The organism is Citrobacter sp. GW821-FHT02E08 (assembly GCF_059421685.1).
In genome coordinates this window covers 262,876-289,631 of sequence record NZ_JBWKVL010000001.1, presented here as the reverse complement: position 1 = coordinate 289,631, position 26,756 = coordinate 262,876, and the positions used below count along the sequence as shown (strand labels likewise).

At 51.3% G+C, this 26,756-nt stretch carries 26 protein-coding genes, 1 tRNA gene and 1 pseudogene; 11 read left to right on the top strand and 17 right to left on the bottom strand.

All coding sequences use genetic code 11. From position 1 onward, the window contains the following. Positions 1–4 precede the first annotated feature (4 nt). Positions 5–598, top strand: coding sequence for an XTP/dITP diphosphatase (locus tag AC07UY_RS01415; RefSeq protein WP_192613450.1), 594 nt, complete (start codon positions 5–7; stop codon positions 596–598). Then, positions 591–1,727 carry a radical SAM family heme chaperone HemW gene (hemW, locus tag AC07UY_RS01410; RefSeq protein ID WP_494700615.1) on the top strand — a complete coding sequence of 379 codons (1,137 nt, stop codon included), beginning with the start codon at positions 591–593 and terminating at the stop codon, positions 1,725–1,727. Before AC07UY_RS01415 ends, hemW begins: the two co-directional genes overlap by 8 nt. A 100-nt stretch (positions 1,728–1,827) precedes the next feature. Here hemW and ansB read toward each other — a convergent pair whose 3' ends face one another. From ansB to trmB, 4 genes are all read right to left on the bottom strand, one after another. Then, positions 1,828–2,874, bottom strand: a complete 1,047-nt coding sequence (gene ansB / locus AC07UY_RS01405; RefSeq protein ID WP_276293931.1) for an L-asparaginase 2 — start codon at positions 2,872–2,874, stop codon at positions 1,828–1,830. A gap of 190 nt (positions 2,875–3,064) precedes the next feature. Beyond that, positions 3,065–3,784, bottom strand: a complete 720-nt coding sequence (locus AC07UY_RS01400; protein ID WP_203360009.1) for a YggN family protein — start codon at positions 3,782–3,784, stop codon at positions 3,065–3,067. Positions 3,785–3,836: 52 nt separating this feature from the next. Further along, complete coding sequence (locus AC07UY_RS01395; RefSeq protein WP_046497219.1) at positions 3,837–4,163, bottom strand: YggL family protein; 327 nt, start codon at positions 4,161–4,163, stop codon at positions 3,837–3,839. Then, positions 4,163–4,882 (bottom strand): tRNA (guanosine(46)-N7)-methyltransferase TrmB, encoded by a 720-nt coding sequence (trmB, locus tag AC07UY_RS01390; protein WP_203360008.1) that lies wholly within the window; start codon positions 4,880–4,882, stop codon positions 4,163–4,165. The genes AC07UY_RS01395 and trmB overlap by 1 nt, the downstream gene beginning before the upstream one ends. A gap of 161 nt (positions 4,883–5,043) precedes the next feature. Here trmB and mutY point away from each other — a divergent pair, with 161 nt between their 5' ends. The 4 genes from mutY to AC07UY_RS01370 all read left to right on the top strand — a co-directional run bounded on the left by mutY (position 5,044) and on the right by AC07UY_RS01370 (position 9,011). Further along, on the top strand, positions 5,044–6,096 hold the full coding sequence (gene mutY / locus AC07UY_RS01385) for an A/G-specific adenine glycosylase (RefSeq protein ID WP_494700614.1): 1,053 nt from the start codon (positions 5,044–5,046) through the stop codon (positions 6,094–6,096). Between the two features lie 27 nt (positions 6,097–6,123). Beyond that, positions 6,124–6,399: an oxidative damage protection protein gene (locus tag AC07UY_RS01380; protein ID WP_192613456.1), complete on the top strand. Its 276-nt coding sequence runs from the start codon at positions 6,124–6,126 to the stop codon at positions 6,397–6,399. A gap of 53 nt (positions 6,400–6,452) precedes the next feature. Then, entirely contained in the window at positions 6,453–7,538 is a 1,086-nt protein-coding gene (gene mltC, locus AC07UY_RS01375) for a membrane-bound lytic murein transglycosylase MltC (RefSeq protein WP_494660688.1), read from the top strand. A 216-nt stretch (positions 7,539–7,754) separates the two neighbouring features. Next, a complete protein-coding gene (locus AC07UY_RS01370; RefSeq protein WP_494660687.1) occupies positions 7,755–9,011 on the top strand; it encodes a nucleoside permease in 1,257 nt (418 codons plus the stop codon). A 52-nt stretch (positions 9,012–9,063) separates the two neighbouring features. Here AC07UY_RS01370 and AC07UY_RS01365 read toward each other — a convergent pair whose 3' ends face one another. Continuing rightward, the gene (locus tag AC07UY_RS01365) at positions 9,064–11,199 is read right to left on the bottom strand and encodes an ornithine decarboxylase (RefSeq protein WP_494660686.1); all 2,136 of its coding nucleotides are present in this window, start codon (positions 11,197–11,199) and stop codon (positions 9,064–9,066) included. A gap of 427 nt (positions 11,200–11,626) precedes the next feature. On the opposite strand from AC07UY_RS01365, the gene AC07UY_RS01360 reads away from it, so the two are divergent. The 3 genes and pseudogenes from AC07UY_RS01360 to AC07UY_RS01350 all read left to right on the top strand — a co-directional run. Continuing rightward, positions 11,627–12,334, top strand: a complete 708-nt coding sequence (locus AC07UY_RS01360; RefSeq protein WP_494660685.1) for a DUF554 domain-containing protein — start codon at positions 11,627–11,629, stop codon at positions 12,332–12,334. Between the two features lie 105 nt (positions 12,335–12,439). Beyond that, a tRNA-Phe gene (locus AC07UY_RS01355) sits at positions 12,440–12,515 on the top strand. 86 nt (positions 12,516–12,601) lie between these two features. Further along, positions 12,602–12,802 (top strand): annotated as a pseudogene (locus tag AC07UY_RS01350) (IS1 family transposase); the annotation flags it as partial. Positions 12,803–12,872: 70 nt separating this feature from the next. Here AC07UY_RS01350 and AC07UY_RS01345 read toward each other — a convergent pair. Further along, entirely contained in the window at positions 12,873–13,307 is a 435-nt protein-coding gene (locus tag AC07UY_RS01345; protein ID WP_494700613.1) for a nuclear transport factor 2 family protein, read from the bottom strand. Between the two features lie 737 nt (positions 13,308–14,044). Between AC07UY_RS01345 and AC07UY_RS01340 the strand changes: the two genes are divergently transcribed. Beyond that, positions 14,045–14,584, top strand: a complete 540-nt coding sequence (locus AC07UY_RS01340) for a lecithin retinol acyltransferase family protein (protein ID WP_494661447.1) — start codon at positions 14,045–14,047, stop codon at positions 14,582–14,584. A 732-nt stretch (positions 14,585–15,316) separates the two neighbouring features. On the opposite strand, the gene AC07UY_RS01335 is transcribed toward AC07UY_RS01340, so the two are convergent. Then, a complete protein-coding gene (locus tag AC07UY_RS01335) occupies positions 15,317–15,817 on the bottom strand; it encodes a hypothetical protein (RefSeq protein WP_494661446.1) in 501 nt (166 codons plus the stop codon). A 621-nt stretch (positions 15,818–16,438) separates the two neighbouring features. Further along, the gene (gss, locus tag AC07UY_RS01330) at positions 16,439–18,298 is read right to left on the bottom strand and encodes a bifunctional glutathionylspermidine amidase/synthase (RefSeq protein ID WP_203359998.1); all 1,860 of its coding nucleotides are present in this window, start codon (positions 18,296–18,298) and stop codon (positions 16,439–16,441) included. A gap of 237 nt (positions 18,299–18,535) precedes the next feature. Between gss and yghU the strand changes: the two genes are divergently transcribed. Further along, positions 18,536–19,402, top strand: coding sequence for a glutathione-dependent disulfide-bond oxidoreductase (gene yghU, locus AC07UY_RS01325; RefSeq protein WP_494661445.1), 867 nt, complete (start codon positions 18,536–18,538; stop codon positions 19,400–19,402). A gap of 91 nt (positions 19,403–19,493) precedes the next feature. Here yghU and AC07UY_RS01320 read toward each other — a convergent pair whose 3' ends face one another. The 9 genes from AC07UY_RS01320 to hybA all read right to left on the bottom strand — a co-directional run bounded on the left by AC07UY_RS01320 (position 19,494) and on the right by hybA (position 26,755). Further along, complete coding sequence (locus AC07UY_RS01320) at positions 19,494–20,186, bottom strand: molybdate ABC transporter substrate-binding protein (RefSeq protein WP_494661444.1); 693 nt, start codon at positions 20,184–20,186, stop codon at positions 19,494–19,496. Further along, complete coding sequence (locus AC07UY_RS01315; protein ID WP_494661443.1) at positions 20,186–21,238, bottom strand: ABC transporter substrate-binding protein; 1,053 nt, start codon at positions 21,236–21,238, stop codon at positions 20,186–20,188. Before AC07UY_RS01315 ends, AC07UY_RS01320 begins: the two co-directional genes overlap by 1 nt. A 77-nt stretch (positions 21,239–21,315) precedes the next feature. After that, on the bottom strand, positions 21,316–21,564 hold the full coding sequence (gene hybG / locus AC07UY_RS01310; RefSeq protein WP_192613473.1) for a hydrogenase maturation factor HybG: 249 nt from the start codon (positions 21,562–21,564) through the stop codon (positions 21,316–21,318). Between the two features lie 27 nt (positions 21,565–21,591). Further along, positions 21,592–21,933, bottom strand: a complete 342-nt coding sequence (hypA, locus tag AC07UY_RS01305; RefSeq protein ID WP_192613474.1) for a hydrogenase maturation nickel metallochaperone HypA — start codon at positions 21,931–21,933, stop codon at positions 21,592–21,594. Continuing rightward, on the bottom strand, positions 21,926–22,414 hold the full coding sequence (gene hybE / locus AC07UY_RS01300) for a hydrogenase-2 assembly chaperone (protein WP_494661442.1): 489 nt from the start codon (positions 22,412–22,414) through the stop codon (positions 21,926–21,928). The genes hypA and hybE overlap by 8 nt, the downstream gene beginning before the upstream one ends. Continuing rightward, entirely contained in the window at positions 22,407–22,901 is a 495-nt protein-coding gene (locus AC07UY_RS01295; RefSeq protein WP_203359992.1) for a HyaD/HybD family hydrogenase maturation endopeptidase, read from the bottom strand. Before AC07UY_RS01295 ends, hybE begins: the two co-directional genes overlap by 8 nt. Next, on the bottom strand, positions 22,901–24,604 hold the full coding sequence (gene hybC / locus AC07UY_RS01290) for a hydrogenase 2 large subunit (protein WP_494700612.1): 1,704 nt from the start codon (positions 24,602–24,604) through the stop codon (positions 22,901–22,903). Before hybC ends, AC07UY_RS01295 begins: the two co-directional genes overlap by 1 nt. Further along, entirely contained in the window at positions 24,601–25,779 is a 1,179-nt protein-coding gene (gene hybB / locus AC07UY_RS01285) for a Ni/Fe-hydrogenase cytochrome b subunit (protein ID WP_203359990.1), read from the bottom strand. Before hybB ends, hybC begins: the two co-directional genes overlap by 4 nt. Then, positions 25,769–26,755, bottom strand: coding sequence for a hydrogenase 2 operon protein HybA (gene hybA, locus AC07UY_RS01280; RefSeq protein WP_203359989.1), 987 nt, complete (start codon positions 26,753–26,755; stop codon positions 25,769–25,771). The genes hybB and hybA overlap by 11 nt, the downstream gene beginning before the upstream one ends. Position 26,756 lies beyond the last annotated feature (1 nt).

Below are 26,756 nucleotides of genomic sequence, written 5' to 3'. Positions count from 1 at the left end.
CCCTATGCAAAAAGTAGTCCTCGCTACCGGCAATGCCGGTAAAGTGCGTGAGCTGGCTTCGCTTTTAAGCGATTTCGGGCTTGATGTTGTGGCGCAGACGGCGCTGGGCGTCGACTCAGCCGAAGAGACTGGCCTGACCTTTATCGAAAATGCAATTCTGAAGGCTCGCCATGCCGCGCAGGTGACGGGTCTGCCCGCCATTGCCGACGACTCCGGCCTGGCCGTTGACGTGCTGGGCGGCGCGCCGGGTATCTATTCCGCACGTTATTCCGGTGAAGATGCGACCGACCAGCAGAACCTGGAAAAACTGCTGGATGCCCTGCAGGATGTACCGGACGATAAACGTCAGGCGCGCTTTCACTGCGTGCTGGTCTATATGCGCCACGCGGAAGATCCTACGCCGCTGGTGTGTCACGGTAGCTGGCAGGGCGTCATTACCCGTGAGGCAGCCGGCAACGGCGGCTTTGGCTACGATCCCATCTTCTTTGTGCCGTCTGAAGGTAAAACTGCCGCAGAGCTGAGCCGTGAAGAGAAAAGCGCGATTTCGCATCGTGGACAAGCATTGAAGCTGCTGCTGGATGCCTTACGACATGGTTAAGCTGCCGCCGCTAAGTCTCTATATTCACATCCCGTGGTGCGTGCAGAAATGCCCGTACTGCGATTTCAACTCGCATGCGCTGAAAGGCGAAGTGCCGCACGACGATTATGTGCAGCACCTGTTGCGCGATTTGGATACTGAAGTGGCTTACGCGCAGGGACGTGAAGTAAAGACCATTTTTATCGGTGGCGGTACGCCGAGCCTGCTTTCCGGCCCGGCGATGCAAACGTTGCTGGATGGCGTGCGGGCGCGCCTGAACCTGGCGGCGGATGCAGAGATAACGATGGAAGCGAATCCGGGTACGGTCGAAGCGGATCGCTTTATTGACTATCAGCATGCTGGGGTGAATCGTATCTCCATTGGCGTGCAGAGCTTTAGTGAGCTCAAGCTACAGCGTCTGGGGCGTATTCACGGCCCGGAAGAAGCCAAACGCGCCGCGAATCTGGCAAGCGGGCTGGGGCTGCGTAGCTTCAATCTCGATCTGATGCACGGCCTGCCGGATCAAACGCTGGAAGAAGCGCTGGACGACTTACAGCAAGCCATCGCGCTTAATCCGCCGCATCTTTCCTGGTATCAGCTCACCATCGAACCCAATACGCTGTTCGGCTCACGCCCACCGGTATTACCCGATGACGACGCTCTGTGGGATATCTTCGAGCAGGGACATCGGTTATTAACCGCAGCAGGGTATCAGCAGTATGAAACCTCCGCGTATGCAAAACCTGGATATCAGTGTCAGCACAACCTAAACTACTGGCGCTTTGGCGATTACTTAGGCATTGGCTGTGGCGCGCATGGAAAAGTGACGTTCCCGGATGGGCGCATTCTGCGTACCACCAAAACACGTCATCCACGTGGCTATATGCAGGGGCGTTATCTCGAAAGCCAGCGCGATGTCGAAGTGGCAGATAAGCCGTTTGAGTTCTTTATGAACCGCTTCCGCCTGCTGGAAGCCGCACCGCGTAGCGAATTTACGCAGTACACCGGGTTGACTGAAGACGCTATTCGTACGCAGATCGATGAAGCCATTGCCCAGGGTTACCTGACCGAGTGCGAGGAGTACTGGCAAATTACCCAGCACGGTAAGCTGTTCTTAAACTCTCTTCTTGAGCTGTTTCTTGCTGAATAGTGCAGGATAAAGCGTAGACCAGATAAGTGCTGCACCATCAGGCTATTTGCCGGATGGCGGCTACGCCTGCGGAAGACTAAGGCGTAGCCGACACACTGGATTAATACTGATTAAACATCGTCTGGATCTGTTTTGGATCTTTGGTTTGCGTGAGCGCCAGTTGCAGCAGCACACGGGCTTTCTGCGGGTTCAGTGAACCCGAAGCGACAAAGCCGTACTTCGCATCATCGATTTCAGCATCCTGAGTCGTGGCACCAGTCGGTACGCGGGAAGAACGAACTACGACAGTCCCTTTATGCGCAGCCGTCGCCAGGGTATCAAAGATCGTTTTGTACAGGTTACCGTTGCCGACACCCGCACTCACAATCCCGTCATAACCTGCATCAACCAGCGCTTTTGCCGGCAGGTCAGACGCATTCGCATAGTTATAGATAATCCCGACCTTCGGCAGTTCGTTCAGCTTAGAGACATCGAATGGCGTGGCTGAAGTGTGTTTACGCGCCGGAGTGCGTTGATAGTCGATTTTGCCGTTGTGGATGTAACCCAGCGGTCCGTAGTTAACGGACTTAAAGGTAGCAACATCGGTGGTATTGGTTTTCGTGACGTCACGACCATCCAGAACGGTGTCATTCATCACCACCAGCACGCCACGGTTGGCAGAGGCTTTGTCAGCTGCGGTCACCACCGCGTTATAGAGGTTGAACGGGCCGTCTGCGCTCATCCCCGTAGAAGGACGCATTGCCCCGACCAGCACGACAGGTTTGTTGCACTTCACGGTCAGATCGAGGAAGTAGGCGGTCTCTTCCATGGTATCGGTGCCGTGAGTGATGACGAAGCCGTCGGTTTTATCACACTCGGTATTGATCTTCTTCGCCAGCGTTAACCAGACCTCATCGTTCATATCCTGAGAACCGATATTCACGACCTGTTCGCCTTTCACCACAGCAATATCCTTGAGCTGAGGCACTGCATTCACCAGGTTTTCAACGCCAACTTTACCGGCTGTGTAATTCGATTTTGTTGCTGAGTCACCGCCGCCAGCAATCGTCCCACCGGTGGCTAAAATAGTGACATTAGGTAAAGCGAGCGCGGCACCGCTGAACCCCATAACCAGTGCGGCAAGTGCCGTTTTCTTGAAAAACTCCATGTTATTTCTCCAGTTACGTAAAAAGTTGACGCATTATCGCAACCCAGGAGATGAATAATGTGACCTCTTCCAATTAAACAGATAAATATGTCATCCAATGTATTGATTTTAGAGATGGATATCAAAATGAGGGAAATAGACAAAACAAAACGGCACAAAACCGTGCCGTTGCTTAAAAAAACAGAAAGGATTATTTCAGGCTACTGACCAACGCTTTGCGATTATCTTCCAGCGTCACGACGCGGCTACAGACATCTTTGCCAAACTGCTGGAAGTCTTTTTCCTGATTCTTCCATTCATTTTGAATCGATGTTTGCAAGCCCCCCAGGCTTCCCAGTACGCCTTGCAGTGGATTACCACCGCCTTTGAGCACCGCTTTGGCCCCCATCTCATTAATGCTGTCCTGCAGAATGCCGCCCATCGCCTGATTCACCAGTTGCTGGCCATCCGCACGCACCTGATCAATCGCCTTGTAGTGGAATGTCAGGCCGTCCGTGCGATGTTCGATAATACGGTTCATCTGCTCTTTCAGTTGCGCATCAAGTTTAGTCAGACGACCGCGCATACTGCTGCTTTCACCCACTTCTTTGGCGATGATTTTGTCCAGCGCGACACGGCTTTTCTCGACCCGGTTTCTGGCGCCTTCATCAATCCACGGTAACGCGCTGCGTAATTCAGACTGGTAATCTTTCGCCTGTTCACGCTGTGCAGCGCTCAGGGTGTACGACTTATCGTTGAATGTCACGTTGCCATCCGGCGTAATGACCAGGTTGCCATTTTCGCCTTTCACCTGCACCGTTTGCGGGCTCAAAATCACATCGTCACGCGGTGTGACGCTGCATTTGTAATCTGCGTGTGCGGCCATCGCCGTGAACGTTAGGACTGCCGCCAGCAGCGTTTTGCGCATCATAACTTTCCCTCAAGACAAATCGGGCCAGCAAATGCTGGCCCCGTATGTTTTGTTAGTCCCACCAAACATCGAAAAGTTCGCTGGTGCGCACTTCTTCAAGTTTTTGCTCTTCCAGCCATTTACGAACTATCGCCTGATGTTCTTCCGTGCATTTACCGATTTCCTGCATGCAGATCAGACCTTCCCAGGCCAGATAACCGCTGCCGTCAAAGGCCAGTTTGTTCGGTTCAATGACGTCATTAATAAAATCATCAACGATTTTATCAACCTGCTCTTCAGATGTACCTTCCGGAAAACGCCATGCAACCGAAAATCCTAATTCCTGGAATTCGTCGATATGCATTTTTTTACGCAGACGACGGCTACGGTTCTTTGCCATTATTTCACCCTCTCGAACATTAAGTCCCATACGCCGTGGCCAAGACGATGACCACGCTGTTCAAATTTGGTTACCGGGCGCGATTGCGGGCGCGGTACATAATCGTTGGTTTCAGACTGGTTTTTATACCCGTCGATGGAGGTCATCACCTCAAGCATGTGTTCTGCATAGGCTTCCCAGTCGGTCGCCATGTGGAAAACACCGCCCAGTTTCAGCTTGCTCTTCACAAGCTCAGCAAACGGTACCTGAACGATACGGCGTTTATTATGACGCGCTTTATGCCACGGGTCAGGGAAAAAGAGCTGAACCATGGATAAAGAATTGTCAGGAATCATTTTATGCAGCACTTCGACCGCGTCATGGCACATCACTCGCAGGTTCTCAACCCCTTCCTCATGGGCAGAAGCCAGGCATGCGCCCACCCCCGGTGAATGCACTTCAATGCCGAGGAAATTCTGTTCCGGACGTTCTTTTGCCATCGCCACCAGCGATGCGCCCATCCCAAAACCGATCTCCAGCGTGATCGGCGCTTCACGGCCAAACAGCGCCACAAAATCCACAGGATCTTCGCTGAATTCAACGCCCATCACCGGCCAGTAGTTTTCCAGCGCGTGTTCCTGCCCTTTCGTCAGTCGCCCCTGGCGACGAACAAAACTACGAATACGGCGCAACGGGCGGCCGTTTTCATCAAATTCCGGTGAAATGACGTCGTTCTTCATAAAAGTTAAGTCTGCTTGTGATTGAGTTGCGAAAACGGGCATTATCCAAAGTTAGTTGGCGGATGCAAGTAAAGGAAGAAAGTCAGCACCGGAAAGTTCCGGTTTACACCCTGTTGCCTCTGTGCTGCAATCTGCCCCCCAGCAAATATTAAGCGGTGACCATGCAAGCGTCTCAATTTTCAGCTCAGGTGTTGGGCTGGTACGACAAATACGGGCGGAAAACGCTGCCCTGGCAAATTGACAAGACGCCTTACAAAGTATGGCTCTCAGAAGTCATGTTGCAACAAACCCAGGTTGCCACGGTTATTCCCTATTTTGAACGCTTTATGTCGCGCTTTCCCACGGTGGCTGATTTAGCCAATGCGCCGCTGGACGAAGTTCTTCATTTATGGACCGGCTTAGGTTACTACGCGCGGGCGCGAAATCTGCACAAAGCGGCCCAACAGGTTGTCACGCTACATGGCGGTCAGTTTCCGGAGACCTTCGATGAAGTGGCGGCATTGCCTGGCATCGGGCGTTCTACTGCAGGTGCCGTACTTTCTCTCTCACTGGGCAAACATTTCCCGATTCTCGACGGCAACGTCAAACGTGTTCTGGCGCGCTGCTACGCGGTGAGCGGCTGGCCGGGCAAAAAAGAGGTCGAGAAAAAACTGTGGGAGATCAGTGAACAGGTCACGCCCGCCAACGGTGTTGAGCGTTTTAACCAGGCGATGATGGATTTAGGCGCGATGGTGTGTACGCGGTCGAAGCCAAAATGCTCCCTTTGCCCACTACAAAACGGCTGCATCGCGACCGCCAACGACAGCTGGTCGCTCTACCCCGGCAAAAAACCGAAACAGACACTACCGGAACGCACTGGCTATTTTTTGCTGATGCAGCATGAAGATACCGTGCTGCTGGCGCAGCGGCCTCCCAGCGGATTGTGGGGGGGATTGTACTGTTTTCCTCAGTTTGAAGATGAGGATGGCCTGCGTAAGTGGCTGGCGCAACGGAATATTAAAGCTGATAAACTTAGTCAGCTGAATGCGTTTCGCCATACCTTCAGCCATTTCCATCTGGATATTGTGCCCATGTGGCTTCCCGTGTCTTCCTTCACCTCATGCATGGATGAAGGCAACGCGCTCTGGTATAACTTAGTGCAACCGCCGTCGGTCGGACTGGCGGCTCCCGTGGAGCGTTTGTTACAGCAGTTACGCACCGGCGCTTTGGTTTAAGCCGTCGGGCGATAAAGAGGATAATTTATGAGCAGAACGATTTTTTGTACTTTCCTGCAACGTGATGCCGAAGGCCAGGATTTTCAGCTGTACCCAGGCGAACTGGGAAAACGCATCTATAACGAAATCTCCAAAGAAGCCTGGGCGCAGTGGCAGCATAAACAAACGATGCTGATCAACGAAAAGAAACTCAACATGATGAATATTGAGCATCGTAAATTGCTGGAACAGGAGATGATTAACTTCCTGTTTGAAGGCAAAGATGTACACATTGAAGGCTATACGCCGGAAGACAAAAAATAAGGGCTTAACCGCCCTTTTTTACATCACATAACAACACAACACGCACTCCCGGAATGATGAAAAAATTTTTCGCGCTTGCACTTGTTGCGCCGTTGCTCATCTCCTGTTCCAGTTCGACCAACAAAGGCGATTCGTACAATGAAGCCTGGGTCAAGGATACCAACGGTTTTGATATTTTGATGGGGCAATTTGCCCATAACATTGAAAATCTGTGGGGGTTCAAGGAAGTTCTGATCGCAGGTCCAAAAGACTATGTGAAATACACCGATCAGTTTCAGACCCGCAGCCATATCAACTTTGATGCCGGTACCATCACCGTTGAAACCATTGCCGGAACAGATCCCGCCGGGCATCTGCGTCGCGCCATTATCAAGACGCTGTTAATGGGCGACGATCCGACAACCGTCGATCTCTATTCTGACGTTGATGATATTCAGATCTCCAAAGAGCCATTCCTGTACGGTCAGGTAGTGGATCATACAGGCCAGGCCATTCGCTGGGAGGGCCGGGCGACAAACTTCGCCGATTATCTGCTGCAAACCCGGCTTAAGAGCCGCAGCAACGGTCTGCGTATCATTTACAGCGTCACCATCAACCTTGTCCCAAACCACCTTGATAAACGCGCGCATAAATACCTTGGTATGGTGCGTCAGGCATCACGGAAATATGGCGTCGAAGAATCACTCATTCTGGCGATTATGCAGACTGAATCTTCCTTTAACCCGTACGCGGTCAGTCATGCCGACGCGCTGGGTCTGATGCAGGTGGTTCAGCATAGCGCCGGGAAAGACGTTTTCCGTTCGCAGGGACGTTCGGGCACCCCAAGCCGCAGCTTCCTGTTCGATCCTGCCAGTAACATTGATACCGGCACCGCTTATCTGGCGATGCTCAACAATGTGTATTTAGGGGGGATCGATAACCCGACATCACGACGCTACGCGGTGATCACGGCCTACAACGGCGGCGCGGGCAGCGTGTTGCGCGTATTCTCCAATGATAAGATCCGGGCTGCTGCTATTATTAACAGCATGTCGCCAGGAGATGTTTACCAGACGCTGACCACCCGACACCCTTCTGCAGAATCGCGTCGTTATTTGTATAAGGTCAATTCGGCGCAAAAATCATATCGCCGTAAATAGCCTCTCTGCGCCCCCTCCCGCCCTCTGGAAACCACGAGGGCGGGGTATAAAAGTGTTAACTCCATCACCCTTTTGCCTTGCAATAGGAAAATGTTTGCAAATATTTGTCACAGGTAACAAAAAACGAAGGTCTGTCGTTGATAGAATCACATCATATTGCAACGGCAAATGTGCCTTTTAAAACATTCATCCGCATTACGGTGTGAGGAAATTAACATGAATCTTAAGCTGCAGCTGAAAGTCCTCTCCTTTCTGCAGTTCTGCCTGTGGGGAAGCTGGCTCACGACCCTCGGCTCATATATGTTTGTCACCCTTAAGTTTGACGGTGCCTCCATCGGTGCTGTTTATAGCTCCCTGGGGATCGCCGCCGTCCTGATGCCTACGCTGTTAGGGATTGTGGCGGACAAATGGTTAAGTGCGAAATGGGTGTATGCCATTTGCCACATAGTTGGCGCCGCAACGCTGTTTATGGCGGCGGAGGTGACCACGCCGGGCGCAATGTTCTTCGTGATCCTCCTTAACTCGTTGGCCTATATGCCGACGTTGGGTCTGATCAACACCATCTCCTACTACCGCTTGCAATCTGCGGGGATGGACATTGTGACCGACTTCCCGCCAATCCGTATCTGGGGCACCATCGGCTTTATCTTTGCCATGTGGGGTGTGAGCTTCTCCGGCTTCGAACTGAGCCATATGCAGCTGTACATCGGTGCTGTCCTCTCCGTTGTTCTGGCGCTGTTCACCCTGACGCTGCCGCATATTCCGGTAGCCAACCAGCAGAAAAACCAGAGCTGGACCTCAATGTTGGGTCTGGATGCCTTCGCGCTGTTTAAAAACAAGCGTATGGCGATCTTCTTCATCTTCTCAATGATGCTGGGCGCTGAACTGCAAATCACCAACATGTTCGGGAACACCTTCCTGCACAGCTTCGACAACAACCCGCTGTTCTCCGGGAGCTTTATTGTTGAGCACGCCTCGGTGATGATGTCGATTTCACAGATCTCCGAAACCCTGTTTATCCTGACGATCCCGTTCTTCCTGAGCCGCTACGGCATTAAGAACGTTATGCTTATCAGTATCGTGGCGTGGATGCTGCGCTTCGGTCTGTTCGCCTATGGCGACCCGACGCCGTTCGGTACGGTACTGCTGGTTCTGTCGATGATTGTTTACGGCTGCGCCTTCGACTTCTTCAACATCTCCGGTTCAGTGTTTGTTGAAAAAGAAGTTCGCCCTGAAATCCGAGCCAGCGCACAGGGTATGTTCCTGATGATGACCAACGGTTTCGGTTGCATCCTGGGAGGTGTGGTCAGCGGGAAAGTGGTTGAGCATTACACACTGAACGGTATTACCGACTGGCAAACCGTGTGGCTGATTTTCGCCGGCTACTCTCTGATTCTGGCTTTCGCGTTCGTCGCCCTGTTTAAATACAAACACGTTCGCACGCCAACAGGCTCTCAGCCCGTGACACACTAATTCTTCTCTGACAAAAACGGGTCACCTTTGGGTGACCCGTTTTTTTTCGTACTTACTTCAGCACATAGCCATACAAACGCTTAATGCCGTCTGTGTCTGTTTCGCTGTACACGCCCTGTAGCTCTGGTGAAAAACCTGGCAACAGGTTCACGCCCTCTTCCAGCGCGAGGAAGTAACGCTGAACCGCCCCACCCCACACTTCACCAGGGACCACGCACAGGACGCCTGGAGGGTAAGGTAGCGCCCCTTCCGCCGCGATACGGCCTTCTGCATCGCAAATACGTACCAGCTCGACATCACCGCGGATAAACGCGCTGTTGGCATCCTGAGGATTCATCGCCACCTTTGGCAAACTCACCTGACGGAACATCGCTTTTTGCAGATCTTTAACATCGAAGCTGACGTACAGATCGTGCATCTCCTGGCAGAGTTCGCGCAGGGTATAGTCGCGATAGCGCACCGGGTATTTATTGAAGATGGTCGGCAACACCTCTGAAAGCGGCGTATCGTCTTCAATATGCTGTTCAAACTGCGCCAGCATCGCCACCAGTTGCGCCATTTTGTCAGCGCTTTCAGCTGGCGTCAGGAGGAATAAAATCGAGTTGAGATCGCATTTCTCCGGCACGATGCCGTTTTCACGCAGATAGTGCGCCAGAATGGTGGCAGGGATACCAAAATCGGTATAACGCCCGGTCTGGGCATCAATGCCAGGCGTCGTCAGCAGCAGCTTGCAGGGATCGACAAAATACTGATCGTCGGCATACCCTTCAAAACCATGCCATTTCGCACCGGGTTCAAAACTGAAGAAGCGGCGCTCACTGGCAATCACCGATGTGGGATGTTCCTGCCACGGTTTGCCGTCGACGACGGGAGGAATAAATGGCAGAAGCATCTTACAGCTGGCGAGAATAGCTTTACGCGCTTCAATACCCAGCGTGACGCATTCCGCCCACAGGCGGCGGCCACTCTCCCCTTCATGAATTTTGGCGTTAACATCCAGCGCCGCAAACAGCGGGTAGAACGGGCTGGTCGACGCATGGAGCATGAAGGCATTATTCAGTCGCTTATGCGGGCAGAAACGCGTCTGGCCGCGAATATGGTTATCTTTCTTGTGGATCTGCGAGGTTTGCGAGAAGCCGGCCTGCTGTTTATGGACAGACTGGGTAACGAAAATGCCCGGATCGTTTTCATTCAGCTCCAGCAACAACGGCGAGCCATCGGCCATCATTGGGATAAATTGCTCATAACCCACCCAGGCCGAGTCAAACAGGATGTAGTCACAAAGGTGACCTATCTTGTCGATCACCTGGCGTGCGTTGTAGATAGTGCCGTCATAGGTGCCAAGCTGAATAATGGCCAGACGGAAGGGCCGCGCTTTATCTGCCTTTTCCGGCGCGACATTGCGAATTTGCTCGCGCAGATACGCCTCGTTAAAACAATGCTCATCAATGCCGCCGATAAAACCAAACGGGTTACGTGCCGCCTCAAGATAAACCGGCGTAGCGCCCGCCTGAATAAGTGCGCCATGGTGATTCGACTTGTGGTTGTTACGATCAAACAGCACCAGATCGCCGCGTGTCAGCAGCGCATTGGTAACCACTTTATTCGCCGCTGACGTCCCGTTAAGCACAAAATAGGTTTTATCCGCATGGAAGACTTTGGCGGCAAATTTCTGTGCATGTTTCGCCGATCCTTCGTGGATCAGCAAATCGCCCAACTTCACATCAGCGTTGCACATGTCGGCACGAAACAGGTTTTCACCGAAAAAGTCGTAAAAATGGCGACCCGCAGGATGTTTTTTAAAAAACTCGCCGTGCTGATGCCCGGGGCACGCAAAGGTACTGTTGCCCATCTCAACGTACTGCGTCAGCGTGTCATAAAATGGCGGCAGCAGATCCTCTTCATAACGGCAGGCAGCAGACTCCAGTTCCAGCCAGTCCTGCGCGCTGCCCGCAATGACCGCCTCGACGCCCGCAGGCGCGTCTGTCGTCTCTTCTGAGAACATAAATACCGGCAAATGAAAACCGGTACGTTTGAGCAGGGAAAGAATGCCGCTACGGCTGTCCGCAACGGTAATGACGACTGCCGCGACGTCGGTAAAATCGGTACTGTCCAGCGCCACCACATGACGGTGGGTAGACAAGCAGGATACCAGCTCACCGCTGGCGGCAATATTCATTGATTTCATAAGCACAAAAACCCGTTTCGGGAGTGTAAAAGCCCCGGACAAAGCACAATGGCCTTGCCGAACGATTTGTCGGGTCAAACTGGTCACCAGCTCCGACCGCCAGACATCAGTAAAAGCAGACATTATCTGATTTTACTGTTGTCCTGCAGTGAGCGTACGCTTCCCTCACCGCATGGCGAGCGAATGTCGGGAGGTCACAGGAAAGGGCAAGCTTCGCGCGAGATGGCGATGTTGAAGGTGATGTGAGGGGAATACAATCATCCCAGGCAACCCCATTCAGACAGGAGAAAATTCGCGCAATCATGGCACCTTTCCCCAGGGGCTGCAAGATAAAATCCGTATGCATTCACTTTGCTAAGAAACTGCCATTAAACGCGATTATCAGAGCATAATAATGCAATCTGTCAGTATAGTTATGGGAGCTAATATGGTAATTGGTCCTTTTATTAACGCCAGCGCTGTGTTGATTGGCGGTGTGATCGGTTCACTTCTCAGCCAGCGTTTACCGGAACGTCTTCGCGTCTCAATGACCTCGATATTCGGTCTGGCCTCACTGGGAATCGGTATTTTACTGGTCATCAAGTGCGCCAACCTGCCCGTGATGGTTTTGGCGACCCTTATTGGCGCGCTGATTGGTGAAATCTGTTTTCTGGAAAGAGGCATCAATTCAGCAGTCGCAAAGGCACCGCAACTGTTTAAGAAGCCAGGAAAAACGGCCGTCCACGACACTTTTATCCAGAATTACGTGGCTATCATTGTGCTCTTTTGCGCAAGCGGCACCGGTATTTTCGGCTCGATGCATGAGGGAATGACGGGCGATCCGAGCATTTTAATCGCCAAGTCCTTTCTCGATTTCTTTACCGCGATGATTTTTGCCTGCTCGTTGGGGATCGCGGTTTCCGCCATCTCTGCGCCAATGCTTGTCATTCAGTTAATGCTGGCCGCCAGCGCTGCGTTGCTCCTGCCGCTCACCACCCCCGCGATGATGGCGGATTTTAGCGCAGTGGGCGGATTGCTCCTGCTGGCGACCGGTTTACGTATCTGCGGAATTAAGATGTTTGCCGTGGTGAATATGCTGCCTGCCCTGCTGCTGGCGATGCCATTCTCTGCCGCCTGGACAGCGTTTTTTTCCTGAAGATGTGTGCAATAACAGCAAAGTGGTGATAGATTGTGCAGTCTGCGTTAATTTGAAGAAATTTCGTTGACGAAACGAGGCGGATCGGTTTTAATGCGCCCCGTTGCCCGGATAGCTCAGTCGGTAGAGCAGGGGATTGAAAATCCCCGTGTCCTTGGTTCGATTCCGAGTCCGGGCACCACTATTTAGAAGAACCAGCCTACGGGCTGGTTTTTTGCTTTCTGGGGTTCCGGTAGATATCTGGTCTTGCTGACTACAGGTGCTGCTACTCTGCCTCTGGAGAACCTGTAAATTCAGCTGATTTGCGAAGTGGACGAGATGTGATCGTTTGTCGGCGGCAAAAAGTGTTTGCGCTGGTGGTGGTACGCACGGGAGTTGCGTCTGAAACGCGTTATCGCGCATACCTTTGGTTCCAGAAGCAAGAAGACACTGTGTAAGCGGCTGAAACTCCTTCCTGGTTTCATGGTGCCCTGAGGTTACAGCGCCTGTATTGCAAAATCTGGTACATCCATCATTTGATGCACCAGATTCCTGAATATTACTGAGGTAACTTATACGCCTGACGGGCTAGCAACTTCCATTCTCCGGCGCTGTCTTTTTTCATGACCAGCATCACGCCGATTTTAACTTCACCCGCCGGTTTACCACTGTCATGGGTTTTTGCCTCCAGAATATGGCGGACAATGGCAACATCCCCGTCAACCTGGACAGTCTGGTCGTTAAGGTTCAGCGTCTCAAATTTAGATTTGCCTGTCACAATCGCATCAACAAACTCGGCGTTATTTTCAATTCTTCCGCTTGAGTGACCATAGCTCAGAGAAGGCAGGCCCACTTTTTCCAGACTGGCTTTTTCAGCGCTGAGCATGGCAAGACGCATATTTTCTACCGCGTCAGTCACCGCTTTAACATCAGTACTTTGTGCAAAGCAGGAGCTGCTCAACAGCAATAATGCCGTACAAAATAATTTTTTCACGTTTGTCTCCAGTTATGCGTTTTCCGGTCAGAGTTGACCATCTGTCGGGAGCCATGTCCCAGGTCCCGTAAGTCATGGCAACAACAGAATCCCAGAGGCGGAGTGTTACCGCCTGAAACAAATAAAACACATAACCGAATAAAATAAAACATCGGTTTATATACGTACGTCACATATTTATAAAACACCGGAGTCCACAGGTGATAAGCACTCAGCCAGGCAGTCTGTGGTTACGCTGACGGGTTTTGATCTGGCAGTATTCCCCCTCCAGAGCATCTCCACCTTCACATTCCCCCAGTGCCCTGCCGACTCTATGCCTGTGTCATCGTAGCCGGCTGTAAACCCGAGTCCGGCACCACTTATTCCAGAAAAACCAGCCTACGACTGGTTTTTTGCTTTTGGGGTTCTGGTAGATTTCTGGTCAACCGTGCTCATTAAGCCCGTTCACTACCACCGACATCCGGTCCTACATAATCCCTCAGCCATAGACATTACTCTCTGGAAACTATGCCCTAGTCCGTAAATCTGCCTATAGCCGGATTGGCATAATCGTAATATCAGTCAACCATGATGCTTTTATAGAGTCCTCCGGACTCAGATAAAGATAATATTTTATTTATAAACGCACCTTTTTTCTGAGCTGCTCGCCAAATATCTTTATTCTTCAAGAACAGCATGTTATATCATGGAGCGTTACTGCAGAACTGATACGACAGATGTATATTAAGGTGGAAATTATGGGACATGAACCAAAATACATTAAAGAAGAAAAGATACGCAGAGGATGTGTCATTCGCTCAGAGTTATCTAAATTAGGGTTTAAGTTTTATCATTTTGGTATTTACGCAGGGAATGAGAAAGTCATACATTTTTCAGATGGTGCGGTAAAGAGAGAACCTTTAGATCATTTTGTAGAAAAATTTGAACGTTACTTTGACATTATGGCGTTTGATGAAAAACACACCACTGAGTTTTCCCTTGAGCAGTCGTATCAAAGGGCTCGGCAATGCTTAGGTATGTCAGAGTACAACCTGCTTAAAAATAACTGTGAGCATTTTGCTCTTTGGTGTCGAACGGGAAAGGCGTTATCCAGCCAATCATTTGGCTGTGAATCACAAAAAATATCATCAATGAATCATTTCAGCTGCATCAAAATTGATATAAATATCCCTGGTGTTATGAGTTACTTTAATAACAAATTGGGGATGAAAACAAGCAGAAGAATTACACTTGATAAAAACAATATCATGCCCATACTTCGGCGTTTTTTAATGTAGTTTTATTCCATAAGGTATCCCCCCTGATTGCGTTCAAGAGACCCGCTCACTTCCTGAAGTCAACATCCATCCACGGTGAATGACAGAGCGATGAATTGACCGTCGATGCCTAATGGTGAAATCAACATTGGCTGGACTGAATGATATGTTCCTGTTTTCGATTTATCCGAGAAACAGATTGTGTAGTCGATAACGCCGTCTCTGTTCTTGTCTTTTTTCTCTATGACGCTAAATGTATAGATCCAGTCTTTATTCTCTATCGAAAATCCATTACTAAAATAATCAGGAGCAGGAAGCCCTGTTTGACTTAAATAGACCATATCTTTCGTTCTCTTTGGCATTAAAGAACTTCGAAAAGTCGAGATGTTTAATTTATCGTATAGAGTTTGCAATTCCGAAAGTGTAACTATTTGATCCTTAGCCATAGCAGGAAATGAAAGCAGCAAAAAAACGATAGTTATAATTCTCATAGTCACCCTTTTAAATATTCTTCTTCTTTACGCTGACCTGAGCGTAAGTGAAAAAGAAAAATGGGGCAAGCAGGATCAACCAACTCATACCCAACCCGTGTGCAAAACGTCAGATTGTTATGATGTAGGCGCAACAACGTCTGGAGAAGGGAAGCATTACCACTTCCCTTCTGAACAGGTAGCACTTTAGTGCAGCAAGATTGTATCCCACTTTTTATAAATGGTCAGAGTCACTTCATACAGGGCAGAAAAAATACGCTGATCAGCGTTGCACAATACTGACACTATTTTGTGAACCGCTTTGGCTAACATATGCTGAAGCCGCAGCATTTTGAGTAATATTCACTGAACTCCCTGTCGCGCCGAGTTGCTGAACGTGAACCGTTCTTGCATCACGAGAATCCGTACCTAAATCCATAGTCCCCTGGTTAATGGTAATATCGCTGTTAGAGGTCGCGATATCCTGTTGCACATCAGCCATATCATATCCACCATTTTGGGAGATCGACAGGCTATTATTATGACCATTTTGCTTTATATCTGCCGTATTCCCTGCATTCGCCTGAGTAATCGAGGCCCGATTATTTACACCACCCTGCTCGACAGTCGCCATATGATGAGAAGCGCTTTGCATATGGGTAGCGGCACTGCTCTGATAAATTTTAGTCGTTTTAATCACTGCTGGAGTCACTGTAAGATCTGCTGCCAATACACTGCCAGAAATAACAAATAAAAAAGCCGCAACCAGTTTAATGAAATGCATTGCTAATACCTGTCTGTTGACTGTTAATAAATAGAGAGTGATGTTGTTTTGTATGTGACATTGTTTATATCTGATGCACAATATCACTTAACAAAATTAAATGTATTTGACTAATCCAGAATTAAAAACAAACCCAGTACTGCCAGGCGTTATTTTATTTAATAGGAATATTTATTGATATGGGGGCATAACAGTATGAGAACGTCTTGTTAACTCATGTCGGTGTATATTGGATTCTGTGGCTGAGCATCTTTGTCAGTCACTTTTCATGGTGGGAATAATATCACACTTTTAATTTTCTGCTCAGAAATAATACAGCATGTGATGCGAAAACAATCTGAAAGTAGTATTGCTCTAAATAAAACAACAGAAAAATTGAAACAATTTGCGCCCCATCGCACAGAAGTCAGTGAACCAATGAAAGTCGGCGTATAATTTCAGTTAAATATATCGCCATTCAACACTAAATTCAGATATTTCAAGGGAGATGCAACGCCGAAACCGGGATTGCCGCACCAACATGCCTGCCAGGAAGTCGTTTTTAGCGTTTTGAGAATGAAATGACCTTTATGAATCAGCGGCGGCAGACAACCACCGCTGATTTCTCTTCAAAACGAGAGGCTACGCCTTCACAACTATCAAAGGTTCTATATCACTCTCTTTCTTAATCACCAGTGATTCGTCACCACGCAGGCAAGTGCCGCCGTAGTTACCGCCAACGGTGAACGTACAGACCTGAATGTACTTACCCGCCACGTTTGGTAGACACCAAAGCTGCTGATAAATGTTCTTCTGCTCTGCAAATTTACCGCTGGTTTTATCCAGTAGCTCTTCCTGATGACTGACCAAATCAATGTTGCTGCCACAGCGGCCCGCGATCGGCTTCACCGCATATCCTGTCTGCACCAGTTCATCGTTAACGGTGAAATCCGTATCAAGAAGATAGCGATGATGGGGGAACAGCTGCCACAGAATCGGCAGGATAGCTTTGTTGCCGGGGATCATTGTCCACAAGGGCTCAAAGACTAAAACTTCCGGGCGGAGCAGCACATCGATCAGACGGACTTCCTGGTGGGTATGCCCGGTACGAATCGGTACCGCCGCGTATTCAGTTTCACTGACCTCACGCACCTGTTCAATGGCCGTTTCCCACGCCCAGGTTTTCCAGACGCAGTTCACCAGCCGACCCTCGCCATCAATCAACTGACCGGCATCATCCCAACGCAGTTCATCCAGACCGCGCAGGATCTTGCTTTCAAAGCCCGCCTGATGCAGCGCCTGCTGCATAAACTGCGCATGATAGTTCTCCTCAATATCCTTATCCTGCATGATATGCACGAAAGGACGCGCATGGCTGTGTTTCCAGGCGCCCGCCAGTTCGTTGATCAACCCCTCCGCCGGATTATGCCCCGTCCCTTTATAGCCCTGCTCCGCCCATCTTTCGAGGATCAAGCCTGCCTCGGTATGACACGACGCGGAATCGGCGTTGTATTCATATACCTTCAGCCCGCGTTCATCCATACAAAAATCCATACGACCGGTGATCATATGGTGGCGACGGCGTTGCCAGGAGAGCCGCAAGCGCGGCCAGAGGATTTTCGGGATATCAAACAGCGCCAGCAGGCTGTCATCTTTCAGCACTTTGTCGGTCGCATGCAGGTACATCAGATGTAATTCATTGGTCGCTTTGATCAGCTCCTGCTCTGCACTTTCGGTTATGGTGAAATACTGATGCGGATCCTGATTGATCACATGACCATTCGCCTGCACATACGCTTTCTGCAGCGGATCCTGTTCATTGAGCCATTTACCGTCAAACTGCCCTGTGTCTTCCAGCCGCGCACCACGGATCTTCAACGCGTCGTTGGCGATCTCAGGTTGCGGCAGGCTGTGGCGCGTATCATCCGTCTGGATCATCCAGCCCAGAATAGTGGTGTCATCAAAGGTATCGCGAAGGGTATAACAGCCGTTCTCTACTACCATCTCCAGTTCACGGGTCCACTGCTGACCCGGGGGAAGCGGCGTGTGGATCACGTTCTGTTCCGCAATGCGGACTTTGGTGCCCAGTAGCTGGGTGATGATCGCCACATGGCCAGTGTCGTTGAACTCACCGCCTTTTTGCCAGATCAGCAGCGCGCCCGCGACGGGTGCCCGGGGAGAACCATTAGGAAAAGCTTGTAACGGCAGGATGTTGTCATTCACCACTTCACGCAGGAAGCGCAGCGAGAAGATTTCCCACGCCATTCCAACATCAGTGAACACAACACCATAATTAAGAAAGAGAAAACGGCGGGCGAACTCGACGCACTGCCATTTGTGGCCCATATATTCGTCGTCAATGTAGCTACGAAAAGCAGCATCATCGTCGTAGTCCCGTGGGTCGAGGGAGCTGTAATCTGAAGAGTAGATCGCCACACCACCGGGGGCGTAGCCCAATAATGTCCCGAAAGGGGCATCCTGACTAGTCGTTCCTTTGCTCATGCACCTTACCTCAAAACAATACAGCCTGAGCAGCCTGGCGTTAATTTTTCGCTCTGATTGCCTGCTCTGCGACACTAACCGGACAGAGGTCGACTTATCATACACCTCAACGAAGCGGATGGCGTTCAGAGGCAAAAAATTCACAATGGGTGGCTATCTTAATGTCCCAATCTGTTAAATGCGGACGTACTGAACTGCTACACTGCTTCAACACAACCCCTCAGAAGGCAGGTCAACATGTCCGATAACACTTATCAGCCCGCGAAAGTCTGGACGTGGGAAAAATCCAACGGCGGCGCGTTCGCCAATATCAATCGCCCGGTTTCTGGCCCAACCCATGAAAAAACGCTGCCTGTCGGCAAGCATCCTCTACAGCTCTACTCTCAGGGAACGCCTAACGGTCAGAAAGTGACAATCCTGCTGGAGGAGTTGCTGGCGCAGGGCGTAACCGGAGCGGAATATGACGCCTGGCTCATCCGCATTGGCGAAGGCGATCAGTTTTCCAGCGGCTTTGTTGAGGTCAATCCAAACTCGAAGATCCCGGCGTTGCGCGATCATTCGCTGACCCCGCCGTGTCGTGTGTTCGAATCAGGTTCTATCCTGCTTTATCTGGCGGAAAAGTTTGGCTATTTTCTGCCGCAGGACCTGGCAAAACGCACTGAAACCCTGAACTGGCTGTTCTGGCTCCAGGGAGCTGCACCGTTCCTCGGCGGTGGTTTCGGCCATTTTTACCACTATGCGCCAGTGAAAATTGAGTACGCCATCAATCGCTTCACGATGGAAGCTAAACGTCTGCTGGATGTGCTGGATAAGCAGTTAGCTCATAACCAGTATGTCGCGGGAGATGAGTACACCATTGCCGATATGGCAATCTGGCCGTGGTTCGGTAACGTCGTGTTAGGGAACGTTTACGACGCGGCAGAGTTCCTCGATGCGGGCAGTTATCAAAACGTCCAGCGCTGGGCGAAAGAGATAGCAGAGCGTCCGGCTGTTAAGCGCGGGCGGATTGTAAACCGCACTCACGGACCGCTGGACGAGCAACTGCATGAACGTCATGACGCCAGCGACTTCGACACCCAGACCGAAGATAAGCGCCAGAGCTAAACCTGGATGCCGGACAAGACGTTTACGTCACCGTCCGGCATGAGATTGCCTGATGGCGCTTTGCTTATCAGGCCTACACGTTTGTCTCTGTTTACCTAAACCCATGTTGCCTGAGGATCGCCCCCGCTTGTGGTGAAAGCAGAAAGTCTGAAAACGGCTTACCCCGTTCACTTAAGCAAGCAAAAGCGTACTGAACAACCGGATTATACGGCTCAGGTATTGCCAGAATTTTTAGCGTAGCAACCTCACGCAATCTGGGCGCATAGCTGGCGTAGCCGATGAAGGCATCGGTGTAGTCGTTGTTGATTAACCACTCCGCAGCCAGCCTGCCCGCCGGAATGGCTAATGTTTCCCTGCCGCCGACCAACGCCACTGCGCGCTCTCGCACACGTTCTCCTGCTTCCCCCATTCGTGAGAAAAGCTGCTGGGTATAATCACCGGACGGATCGCAACCCGCCGTTGATGTCCCAATCCGCAGCGTCGGACGGGTTAACAGCGCCAGCCAGTCATCACCGGCACGCACGAGATCTTCCCGTACGCAAAGACACAGGCGATTGGTGGTGAATGGCGCGACAAACAGCGCGCGCCCGGCGTCCAACAGCGCTTGCGGATGCGCCAGGTTTGCCGAGGCAAAAAAGTCGCACGGCTCCCCTGCTTCAATCCGTTCGCGCAGCAACCCCGCTGGACCATAATCACAGGAAATATCCTGTCTTTCTTGCGCCTGAAAACACGCAATTAGAGGTCGCCAGACCGCGCGTAAACTCCCGGCAGCCAGTATGTGCATCAGTCAACACCCTGATAATCGGTACGATAAAATCGCTGATACCAGTCATTGGCGACATTACGCATATCAATATCCTGAAACATCTGTGGATAGAGCTTTTTCGCCATCCACAATTCACCGATGCCCATCGCTTCCGGCATCGGGTAGCCCCAGGCTTTGGCATAGTCTGGCATTAGGTATACGCGGTGATTTTTCACCGCATCAATCACCTGCCACTGCGGGCTTTGCAGGATCTCGTCGACCACTTTCGGATAGCGATCCTGCACGAAGATCACCTGCGGGTTCCAGGCAATCACCTGTTCCATGGCTACCGGTTTGAAGCCTTTAATCGTGGCAGCCGCTACATTCAGCGCCCCCGCATGCGCCATCATCACCCCGGTATATTTACCGGAACCGTAGGTGGTCAGATCCGGGTTCGCCATATAAGCGCGAACACGCTGATTTTCAGGAATAGCCTGCAAACGATCGCTGACCCTCTTGCGCCCGTTATCCGTTGCTGCAATCAGCGCTTTTGCCTCTTCCGGCTTGTTGACGATATCGCCGATAAGCGTAATACCTTCACGCAGACCCCGATCGTAAGCCTGTTCTTCATCCGCCATCGTCGGATTTATTTTGGATTGTTCACCGGCGGTATCAACACGCAGAGAAATAGCCACCACCGGAATGCCGAGGTGGCTTATCTTGTCGATCATCTCCTGTGGCGCGTAGTTCGTGACGAACACGACCTGGGGGTGCAGAGCCACCAACGCTTCAGCATCCACATGGGTTAAATCACCCAGGGTGGCTTTCTTTGTCAGTTCCGGAGCCAGGCGCGCGTAACCGTCGCCAAGTTGCTGTTTCCAGTTCGCCATCACGCCAACAATTTTGTCGGTGGCATTCATCTGCACCAACAGGTTTAGCGTCTGATGCTGAAGCACGACCACGCGATCCACGGAGTCCGGAACAGTCACCTGGCGGCCAAGTTGATCGGTAAATGTTCGGTCGGCCTGAGCCAGTAATGGCAGGGAAAAAAGCAACGCCAGCAAGGAAAGCTGGCGTAAGGATTTAAGCATGCGGGTGTCCTCACTATCGATGTATAATTAATTATATAGCGATGTAAGGGCACTTAACAGATTGTCATCAGGGGTTATCAGGCGCTGGTGACGTCATACTCCATACGGCGCAGTGCATCTAATGTGGCTTTGGCTTCCTCTTCGTCGATGATACTCATCGCAAATCCCACATGCACCAGTACCCACTGCCCGACCAGCTCAGCAGTATCGCCTTCACATATCAGCGCAATGTTGACATCACGCTTGATGCCGCACACTTCAACCTGCGCAAGCTGGTGAATATCTTCACCGACGGCCAGCACCTGACCCGGAACTCCAATACACATAGTTAACCACCTGGAATGTACAACGGGTTATTCAACTTCAATACTTTTTACTTTCAACGTATCGCCAGTTTCAACACGCAGACGATCGCCATGACAAAGCGGACACTGAGCATCATGCTGTGAGATTTCAACCGCCTGGCTACAATCCCAACACCAGGCCTGAGCCGGTTTGTAGTCGATGTGAAGCTCACATCCCTGCGCAACCGTACCCTGGCAAACGATATCGAAACTGAAACGCACAGCGCTCTCTTCAACGCAAGAGAGCGCCCCGATCTCCAGCCACACGCCGGTGACCCGCTTTACATCATGTTGTTCTGCCTGCTGCACGATGATCTCAACGGCGCTCTGGCACAGAGACAACTCATGCATTTTCGCAGTTCCTACGGCCCAGCAGCAGCGCACGACGATTTAGCTGTGGCGCGTCAGGATTGCTAACCGGCAGCGACAGCAGCATCCGCGCACAGTCATCCGCCAGGCGGACCCCTTCTTCAGCCGACATGCTGTGATTAAGCGGCGACATCAGCGAACAGGAGAGATACTGTGAAACGCCATCCAGTTCGCCAACGGTAAAGGTCATTGTGCCGTAGGGCAGACGAAGCCCCAGTTTTTCACTGACTTTACGCTGCGGCCAGAGTTGTTCCGGCCCAGGGAAAATCAGCGCACTCAACATCCACGGGGTGATAACACACCCCGTCCATTGACCTTCAAATAGCGTAAAATCAGAGACGTACACCGGCATATTCGGATGCAGAAAAGCGAGATCGTGCATCGAACGCTGCGCAATCTCTTCAAACGCGGTCTGAATCTGCGCCTTCGGGGGAGTCTGGAACCCTAAAAACTCCTCAGACATGCGCCGCCTCCCGTGGGATAGCTTCAACACCTGATTCGCGCAGCGCGGCAAGAACCTGCTCTAAAGCAGGTTCAATCATCGCTTCCACTGTCGGCGTTAAGCCAATATGCGGTTCCAGCGATTCCGGGATAACCCCCACCAGGGTCAGTTTCTTCGGAAATTCGTCGGTGAAGCGAAGGGCCGACAAAACGTCGGCCAGCCCAAGCTGATGCGGGGAGATCTTGTTGGTAAACAGTGCCGGAATCTCTTCATCCCGCAGGATCATCATGGTTCCCGGTGTGTTTTTTCTCGACACAATGGCGTCAGCAATGATCAGGTGATCTCTGTTCGCCATATCGCCGAGAAGCTCCATTCCCGCCGTGCCGCCATCGAGGATCTCAACGAAATCCGGCAGCACATATCGCTGTTCTAACGCTTCAACGATACGTACTCCGATGGCTTCATCGGTCAGCAAAATATTGCCGACCCCTAAGACTAATATCCGCATTACAGAACCTTAACTGAGACGACTTCGTTCCCGTCAACGTCCACCACATGCACAGCACATGACATACAAGGGTCGAAGGAGTGAATGGTACGCACCACTTCCAGCGGTTTGTTCGGATCGGCGATCGGCGTCCCTACCAGAGAGCGCTCATACGGTCCCACTTCGTCATTAAAGTTACGTGGGCCAGAGTTCCAGGTTGACGGTACAACCGCCTGGTAGTTGCTGATAATGCCGTCTTTAATCACCATCCAGTGAGAAAGCATACCGCGTGGCGCTTCCAGGAAGCCGACACCTTTGAATTCGCCAGTTGCCGGAATATTCGGTTTCACGAAGGTCGTGTGGTCGCCTTTGCCGATGTTCACGATCAGCGCGTTATACTGATCCTGCAGGACATGCTGCAGTTCACAGCAGTGAACAGTACGACCAATAATGCGGCCCAGCGTCGAATGCAGCTGCGCCACTTCGATCGTTTTACCGGTCAGCTTGGTGTAAATCGCAATGATTTCATTCAGCTTGGCATGAGTAGACTCACGTTTCGCCGCCAGTTTACACAGCATGTTGGCCAGCGGGCCCACTTCGACAGTTTTACCGTAGAAGGTTGGCGCTTTAACCCAGGAGTATTTGCCGTCATCTGACCAACCGGTGTAATCCGGAACCGTTGTGCCTTCCCACGGTGCCTGCGGCGATTCGTCTTTGTACCACGCGTGCTTCGCACTTTCCTGAATCCCTTTGATCAGGTATTCGTCGGAGTGAGAGGTGATCGGACGATAGGTAGACAGGTTCGCATCCGTGATGTAACCACCCGGGAACAGGAAGCTTCCGTTTTTGCCGTCAGTCGGGAATTCCGGCGCGCTCAGGTAGTTCACCGCACCCTGACCGCGTTCCAGCCACTCAGGATAGAACGCCGCAATAACCGCGGTATCCACCTTGTAAACCTGCTCAACAAAGTCGCTCAGTTTATCGATGAAGGACTTAATGTACATCAGGCGTTCAAGGTTCAGCACGCCCAGACCGTCCAGATTGATAGGGTTCGCTACCCCACCGACCGCCAGGTTCTGAATGTGTGGTGTTTTACCGCCCAGCAGTGCCACGACGCGGTTTGCATCACGCTGGCATTCCAGCGCCTGCAGGTAGTGCGCCACCGCAATCAGGTTCACTTCCGGCGGCAGTTGCATCGCCGGGTGACCCCAGCAACCGTTAGCGAAAATGCCTAACTGACCGCTGGCAACCAGATCTTTAATCTTGTTCTGAACCTTGGTGAACTCTTCCGTGCTGTTCAGGTGCCAGGTCGACACGCCGTTCAGCATCGCCGAGGCTTTCGCCGGATCGGCTTTCAGTGCGGAGGTGATGTCCACCCAGTCCAGCGCAGACAGCTGATAGAAGTGCACGATATGGTCATGCGTGGTGTGCGCTGCCAGAATGATGTTACGGATGTACTGTGCGTTCACGGGAACATCAATATTCAACGCGCTTTCTGCTGCACGCACGGAAGAGATAGCGTGAGTCGTGGTACAAACACCACAAATACGCTGCACAATCATCCACGCATCGCGCGGATCGCGGTTTTTCACGATCTCTTCCATGCCGCGCCACATGGTGCCGGATGCCCATGCTTTTGATACCACGCCATTTTCGATTTCGCAGTCGATGCGTAAATGCCCCTCAATACGGGTTACCGGATCAATAGTAATTCTCTGGCTCATGCTTTGCTCGCCTCATGACGATTTTGATCGTTTTGCTTTAAAGGAGGAAGTATCGGCAGTAGACGAATGAGTACGATATATGCGCAAATCTCAATAGCCACAAAACCAATAGAAATCAACAGTTCTTCCCAGGTCGGGAAGTAGTGGTAGCCGCCGCCTGGATTGAATGCCACCAGCGAGTAGGACAGACGCCATGTTGCACAACCTAACAACGCGCTCAGCGCGGACAGGTACAACATACGTGAGTCGTTACGCAGTTTCGCGATGCGCAGTACCACCAGCGGGAAGACCATCAGAACAACCTCAAGCCAGAACATGGCTGAGTAGAAGTCGCCTGCAAACGCATACGACAGTTTGTCCCGATAGATAAGTTCACCAAAGCGCAGAACCACGAAGATCGCCAGCAGGACGCTGATCGTGTTCGTTAGCTTAATGAACAAACTTTTCTCGTCCGGACCGTTCCCTTTCAGACCGCTTTGTACCAGCGAACCTTCAAAAATCACGATCGAGAAGCCCATGATAAAGGCGGTCAATACCGAGAACAGCGGCAACATTTCATAGGCTTGCCATAGCGGATGGACCTTATTACCCGCAGAAATCATCAATGAACCCATTGAAGACTGGTGCATGGTCGGCAGCAGCGCGCCGAGGGCAATGATAAAGAACATCACTTTGTTCAGACGCTTGAGGGACACTTTCCACCCCAGACGTTCAAACAAGGCTGGGGCAAATTCCAGCGCCATGATGCCGATATAGATGGTCATACAGACCGCCGTTTCGAACAGTACCGAGTTCACATTAAAGTGGCCCGGAATGTAGAAATACGGCAGGTTCCAGTATCGGCCTACGTCGATAGTGATCGACAGACCACCGAGGGAATAACCGAACAGGCTCGCCAGCAATGCAGGACGTACCAGCGGGTGATATTCCCCTTTATTAAAGACATACACCGCCCACGCCAGCGCCCAGCCGCCACAGGCGAAACCGGTGCCGATCAACAGGTCAAACGCGATCCACACGCCCCACGGGAAACCGCCGTTCAGATCGGAGACAGACCCCAATCCGAATACCAGACGTTTCACGATGAGGATCATGCAGAGGATGATAAGCGGCCCAAAAATAATGACCGGTTTACTGACTATTTTTCCGCCCAGCGGTTTAGGATCATGACTCATGATCGTCTCCTCCGTCGTGATGGTCGTTTTTGGTGTTACGACGAACCAGCACGGTTAAGCCCGCCAGCACGGCCAGTGGTAGCATCATGCCTTTATACAGGGTGTGTTGAACATGTTCGGAACGTGCACCTGTTGAAAGATCGGCCAGTTGCGGAAGGTCCAGATTCTCATAAGGAACCCCCGTCAACACCAGCACCTGTGTACCACCGCCCTCTTTTTCACCGTACAGATGCGGGTGGTACTTCGGTACCGTCTGCAGATAGGTATCGTCCGATTTCAACGTTTGGCGCGGATAGTGGTAGTCGCTGCCTGGTTTCAGTGCCAGACGTTTTTTCGCTTCCGCCATCAGCTCTTCACGCGTACCAAAAATGACCGCCCCTGCCGGACAAACTTCGACGCAGCCTGGCAAACCGCCTTTATCAAGACGCTCAACACCTTTCTGGTTACACAGTTCACATTTATGCAGTGCACCAAACGGGTTGTTGTAGTCGTATTTCGGCACGTTGTAAGGACAGGCAACCATGCAGTAACGACAACCGGTACACACATCTTTGTCGTAATGGACGATGCCGGTTTTAGGATCTTTTTTGAGTGCAGATACCGGACAAACAGAGACGCAGTTGGGATCGACGCAGTGCATACATTGTTTTTTAATGTACGCGTAGCCGTTCTCTTCCTGGTCCTTGTTGACGCCATCACCACTACGCCACACCTGAATAACGTTATTGGTGTATGGCGACAGTTTGTCGTTATTGGACCAGGTCTGTTCCCCTTCCGGGTTACGCGCCGGGAAGTTGATATCCTGACACTTGGTTACGCAAGCCTGACAGCCTACGCACAGCGTCGAGTCATACAACATCCCCAGCGATCCTGGGATCGGCGGGCGATTTTCGGCAGCTGCATAGCTGACAGACGGCGCGGCGCCTAACAGCAATGCCCCGCTGGAGGCTGCTTTAATAAAGTTACGTCTGTTCACG

Bases quoted from the DNA above. Each gene is read 5' to 3' on its own strand.
- hybB (WP_203359990.1), bottom strand. From the start codon at position 25,779: ATGAGTCATGATCCTAAACCGCTGGGCGGAAAAATAGTCAGTAAACCG.
- AC07UY_RS01295 (WP_203359992.1), bottom strand. From the start codon at position 22,901: ATGCGGATATTAGTCTTAGGGGTCGGCAATATTTTGCTGACCGATGAA.
- AC07UY_RS01370 (WP_494660687.1), top strand. From the start codon at position 7,755: ATGAATCTTAAGCTGCAGCTGAAAGTCCTCTCCTTTCTGCAGTTCTGC.
- trmB (WP_203360008.1), bottom strand. From the start codon at position 4,882: ATGAAGAACGACGTCATTTCACCGGAATTTGATGAAAACGGCCGCCCG.
- yghU (WP_494661445.1), top strand. From the start codon at position 18,536: ATGTCCGATAACACTTATCAGCCCGCGAAAGTCTGGACGTGGGAAAAA.
- ansB (WP_276293931.1), bottom strand. From the start codon at position 2,874: ATGGAGTTTTTCAAGAAAACGGCACTTGCCGCACTGGTTATGGGGTTC.
- AC07UY_RS01315 (WP_494661443.1), bottom strand. From the start codon at position 21,238: ATGCTTAAATCCTTACGCCAGCTTTCCTTGCTGGCGTTGCTTTTTTCC.
- mltC (WP_494660688.1), top strand. From the start codon at position 6,453: ATGATGAAAAAATTTTTCGCGCTTGCACTTGTTGCGCCGTTGCTCATC.
- AC07UY_RS01380 (WP_192613456.1), top strand. From the start codon at position 6,124: ATGAGCAGAACGATTTTTTGTACTTTCCTGCAACGTGATGCCGAAGGC.
- AC07UY_RS01395 (WP_046497219.1), bottom strand. From the start codon at position 4,163: ATGGCAAAGAACCGTAGCCGTCGTCTGCGTAAAAAAATGCATATCGAC.
- mutY (WP_494700614.1), top strand. From the start codon at position 5,044: ATGCAAGCGTCTCAATTTTCAGCTCAGGTGTTGGGCTGGTACGACAAA.
- hypA (WP_192613474.1), bottom strand. From the start codon at position 21,933: ATGCATGAGTTGTCTCTGTGCCAGAGCGCCGTTGAGATCATCGTGCAG.
- AC07UY_RS01400 (WP_203360009.1), bottom strand. From the start codon at position 3,784: ATGATGCGCAAAACGCTGCTGGCGGCAGTCCTAACGTTCACGGCGATG.
- hybG (WP_192613473.1), bottom strand. From the start codon at position 21,564: ATGTGTATTGGAGTTCCGGGTCAGGTGCTGGCCGTCGGTGAAGATATT.
- hybE (WP_494661442.1), bottom strand. From the start codon at position 22,414: ATGTCTGAGGAGTTTTTAGGGTTCCAGACTCCCCCGAAGGCGCAGATT.
- AC07UY_RS01360 (WP_494660685.1), top strand. From the start codon at position 11,627: ATGGTAATTGGTCCTTTTATTAACGCCAGCGCTGTGTTGATTGGCGGT.
- AC07UY_RS01365 (WP_494660686.1), bottom strand. From the start codon at position 11,199: ATGAAATCAATGAATATTGCCGCCAGCGGTGAGCTGGTATCCTGCTTG.
- AC07UY_RS01335 (WP_494661446.1), bottom strand. From the start codon at position 15,817: ATGCATTTCATTAAACTGGTTGCGGCTTTTTTATTTGTTATTTCTGGC.
- hemW (WP_494700615.1), top strand. From the start codon at position 591: ATGGTTAAGCTGCCGCCGCTAAGTCTCTATATTCACATCCCGTGGTGC.
- AC07UY_RS01415 (WP_192613450.1), top strand. From the start codon at position 5: ATGCAAAAAGTAGTCCTCGCTACCGGCAATGCCGGTAAAGTGCGTGAG.
- AC07UY_RS01340 (WP_494661447.1), top strand. From the start codon at position 14,045: ATGGGACATGAACCAAAATACATTAAAGAAGAAAAGATACGCAGAGGA.
- hybC (WP_494700612.1), bottom strand. From the start codon at position 24,604: ATGAGCCAGAGAATTACTATTGATCCGGTAACCCGTATTGAGGGGCAT.
- AC07UY_RS01320 (WP_494661444.1), bottom strand. From the start codon at position 20,186: ATGCACATACTGGCTGCCGGGAGTTTACGCGCGGTCTGGCGACCTCTA.
- gss (WP_203359998.1), bottom strand. From the start codon at position 18,298: ATGAGCAAAGGAACGACTAGTCAGGATGCCCCTTTCGGGACATTATTG.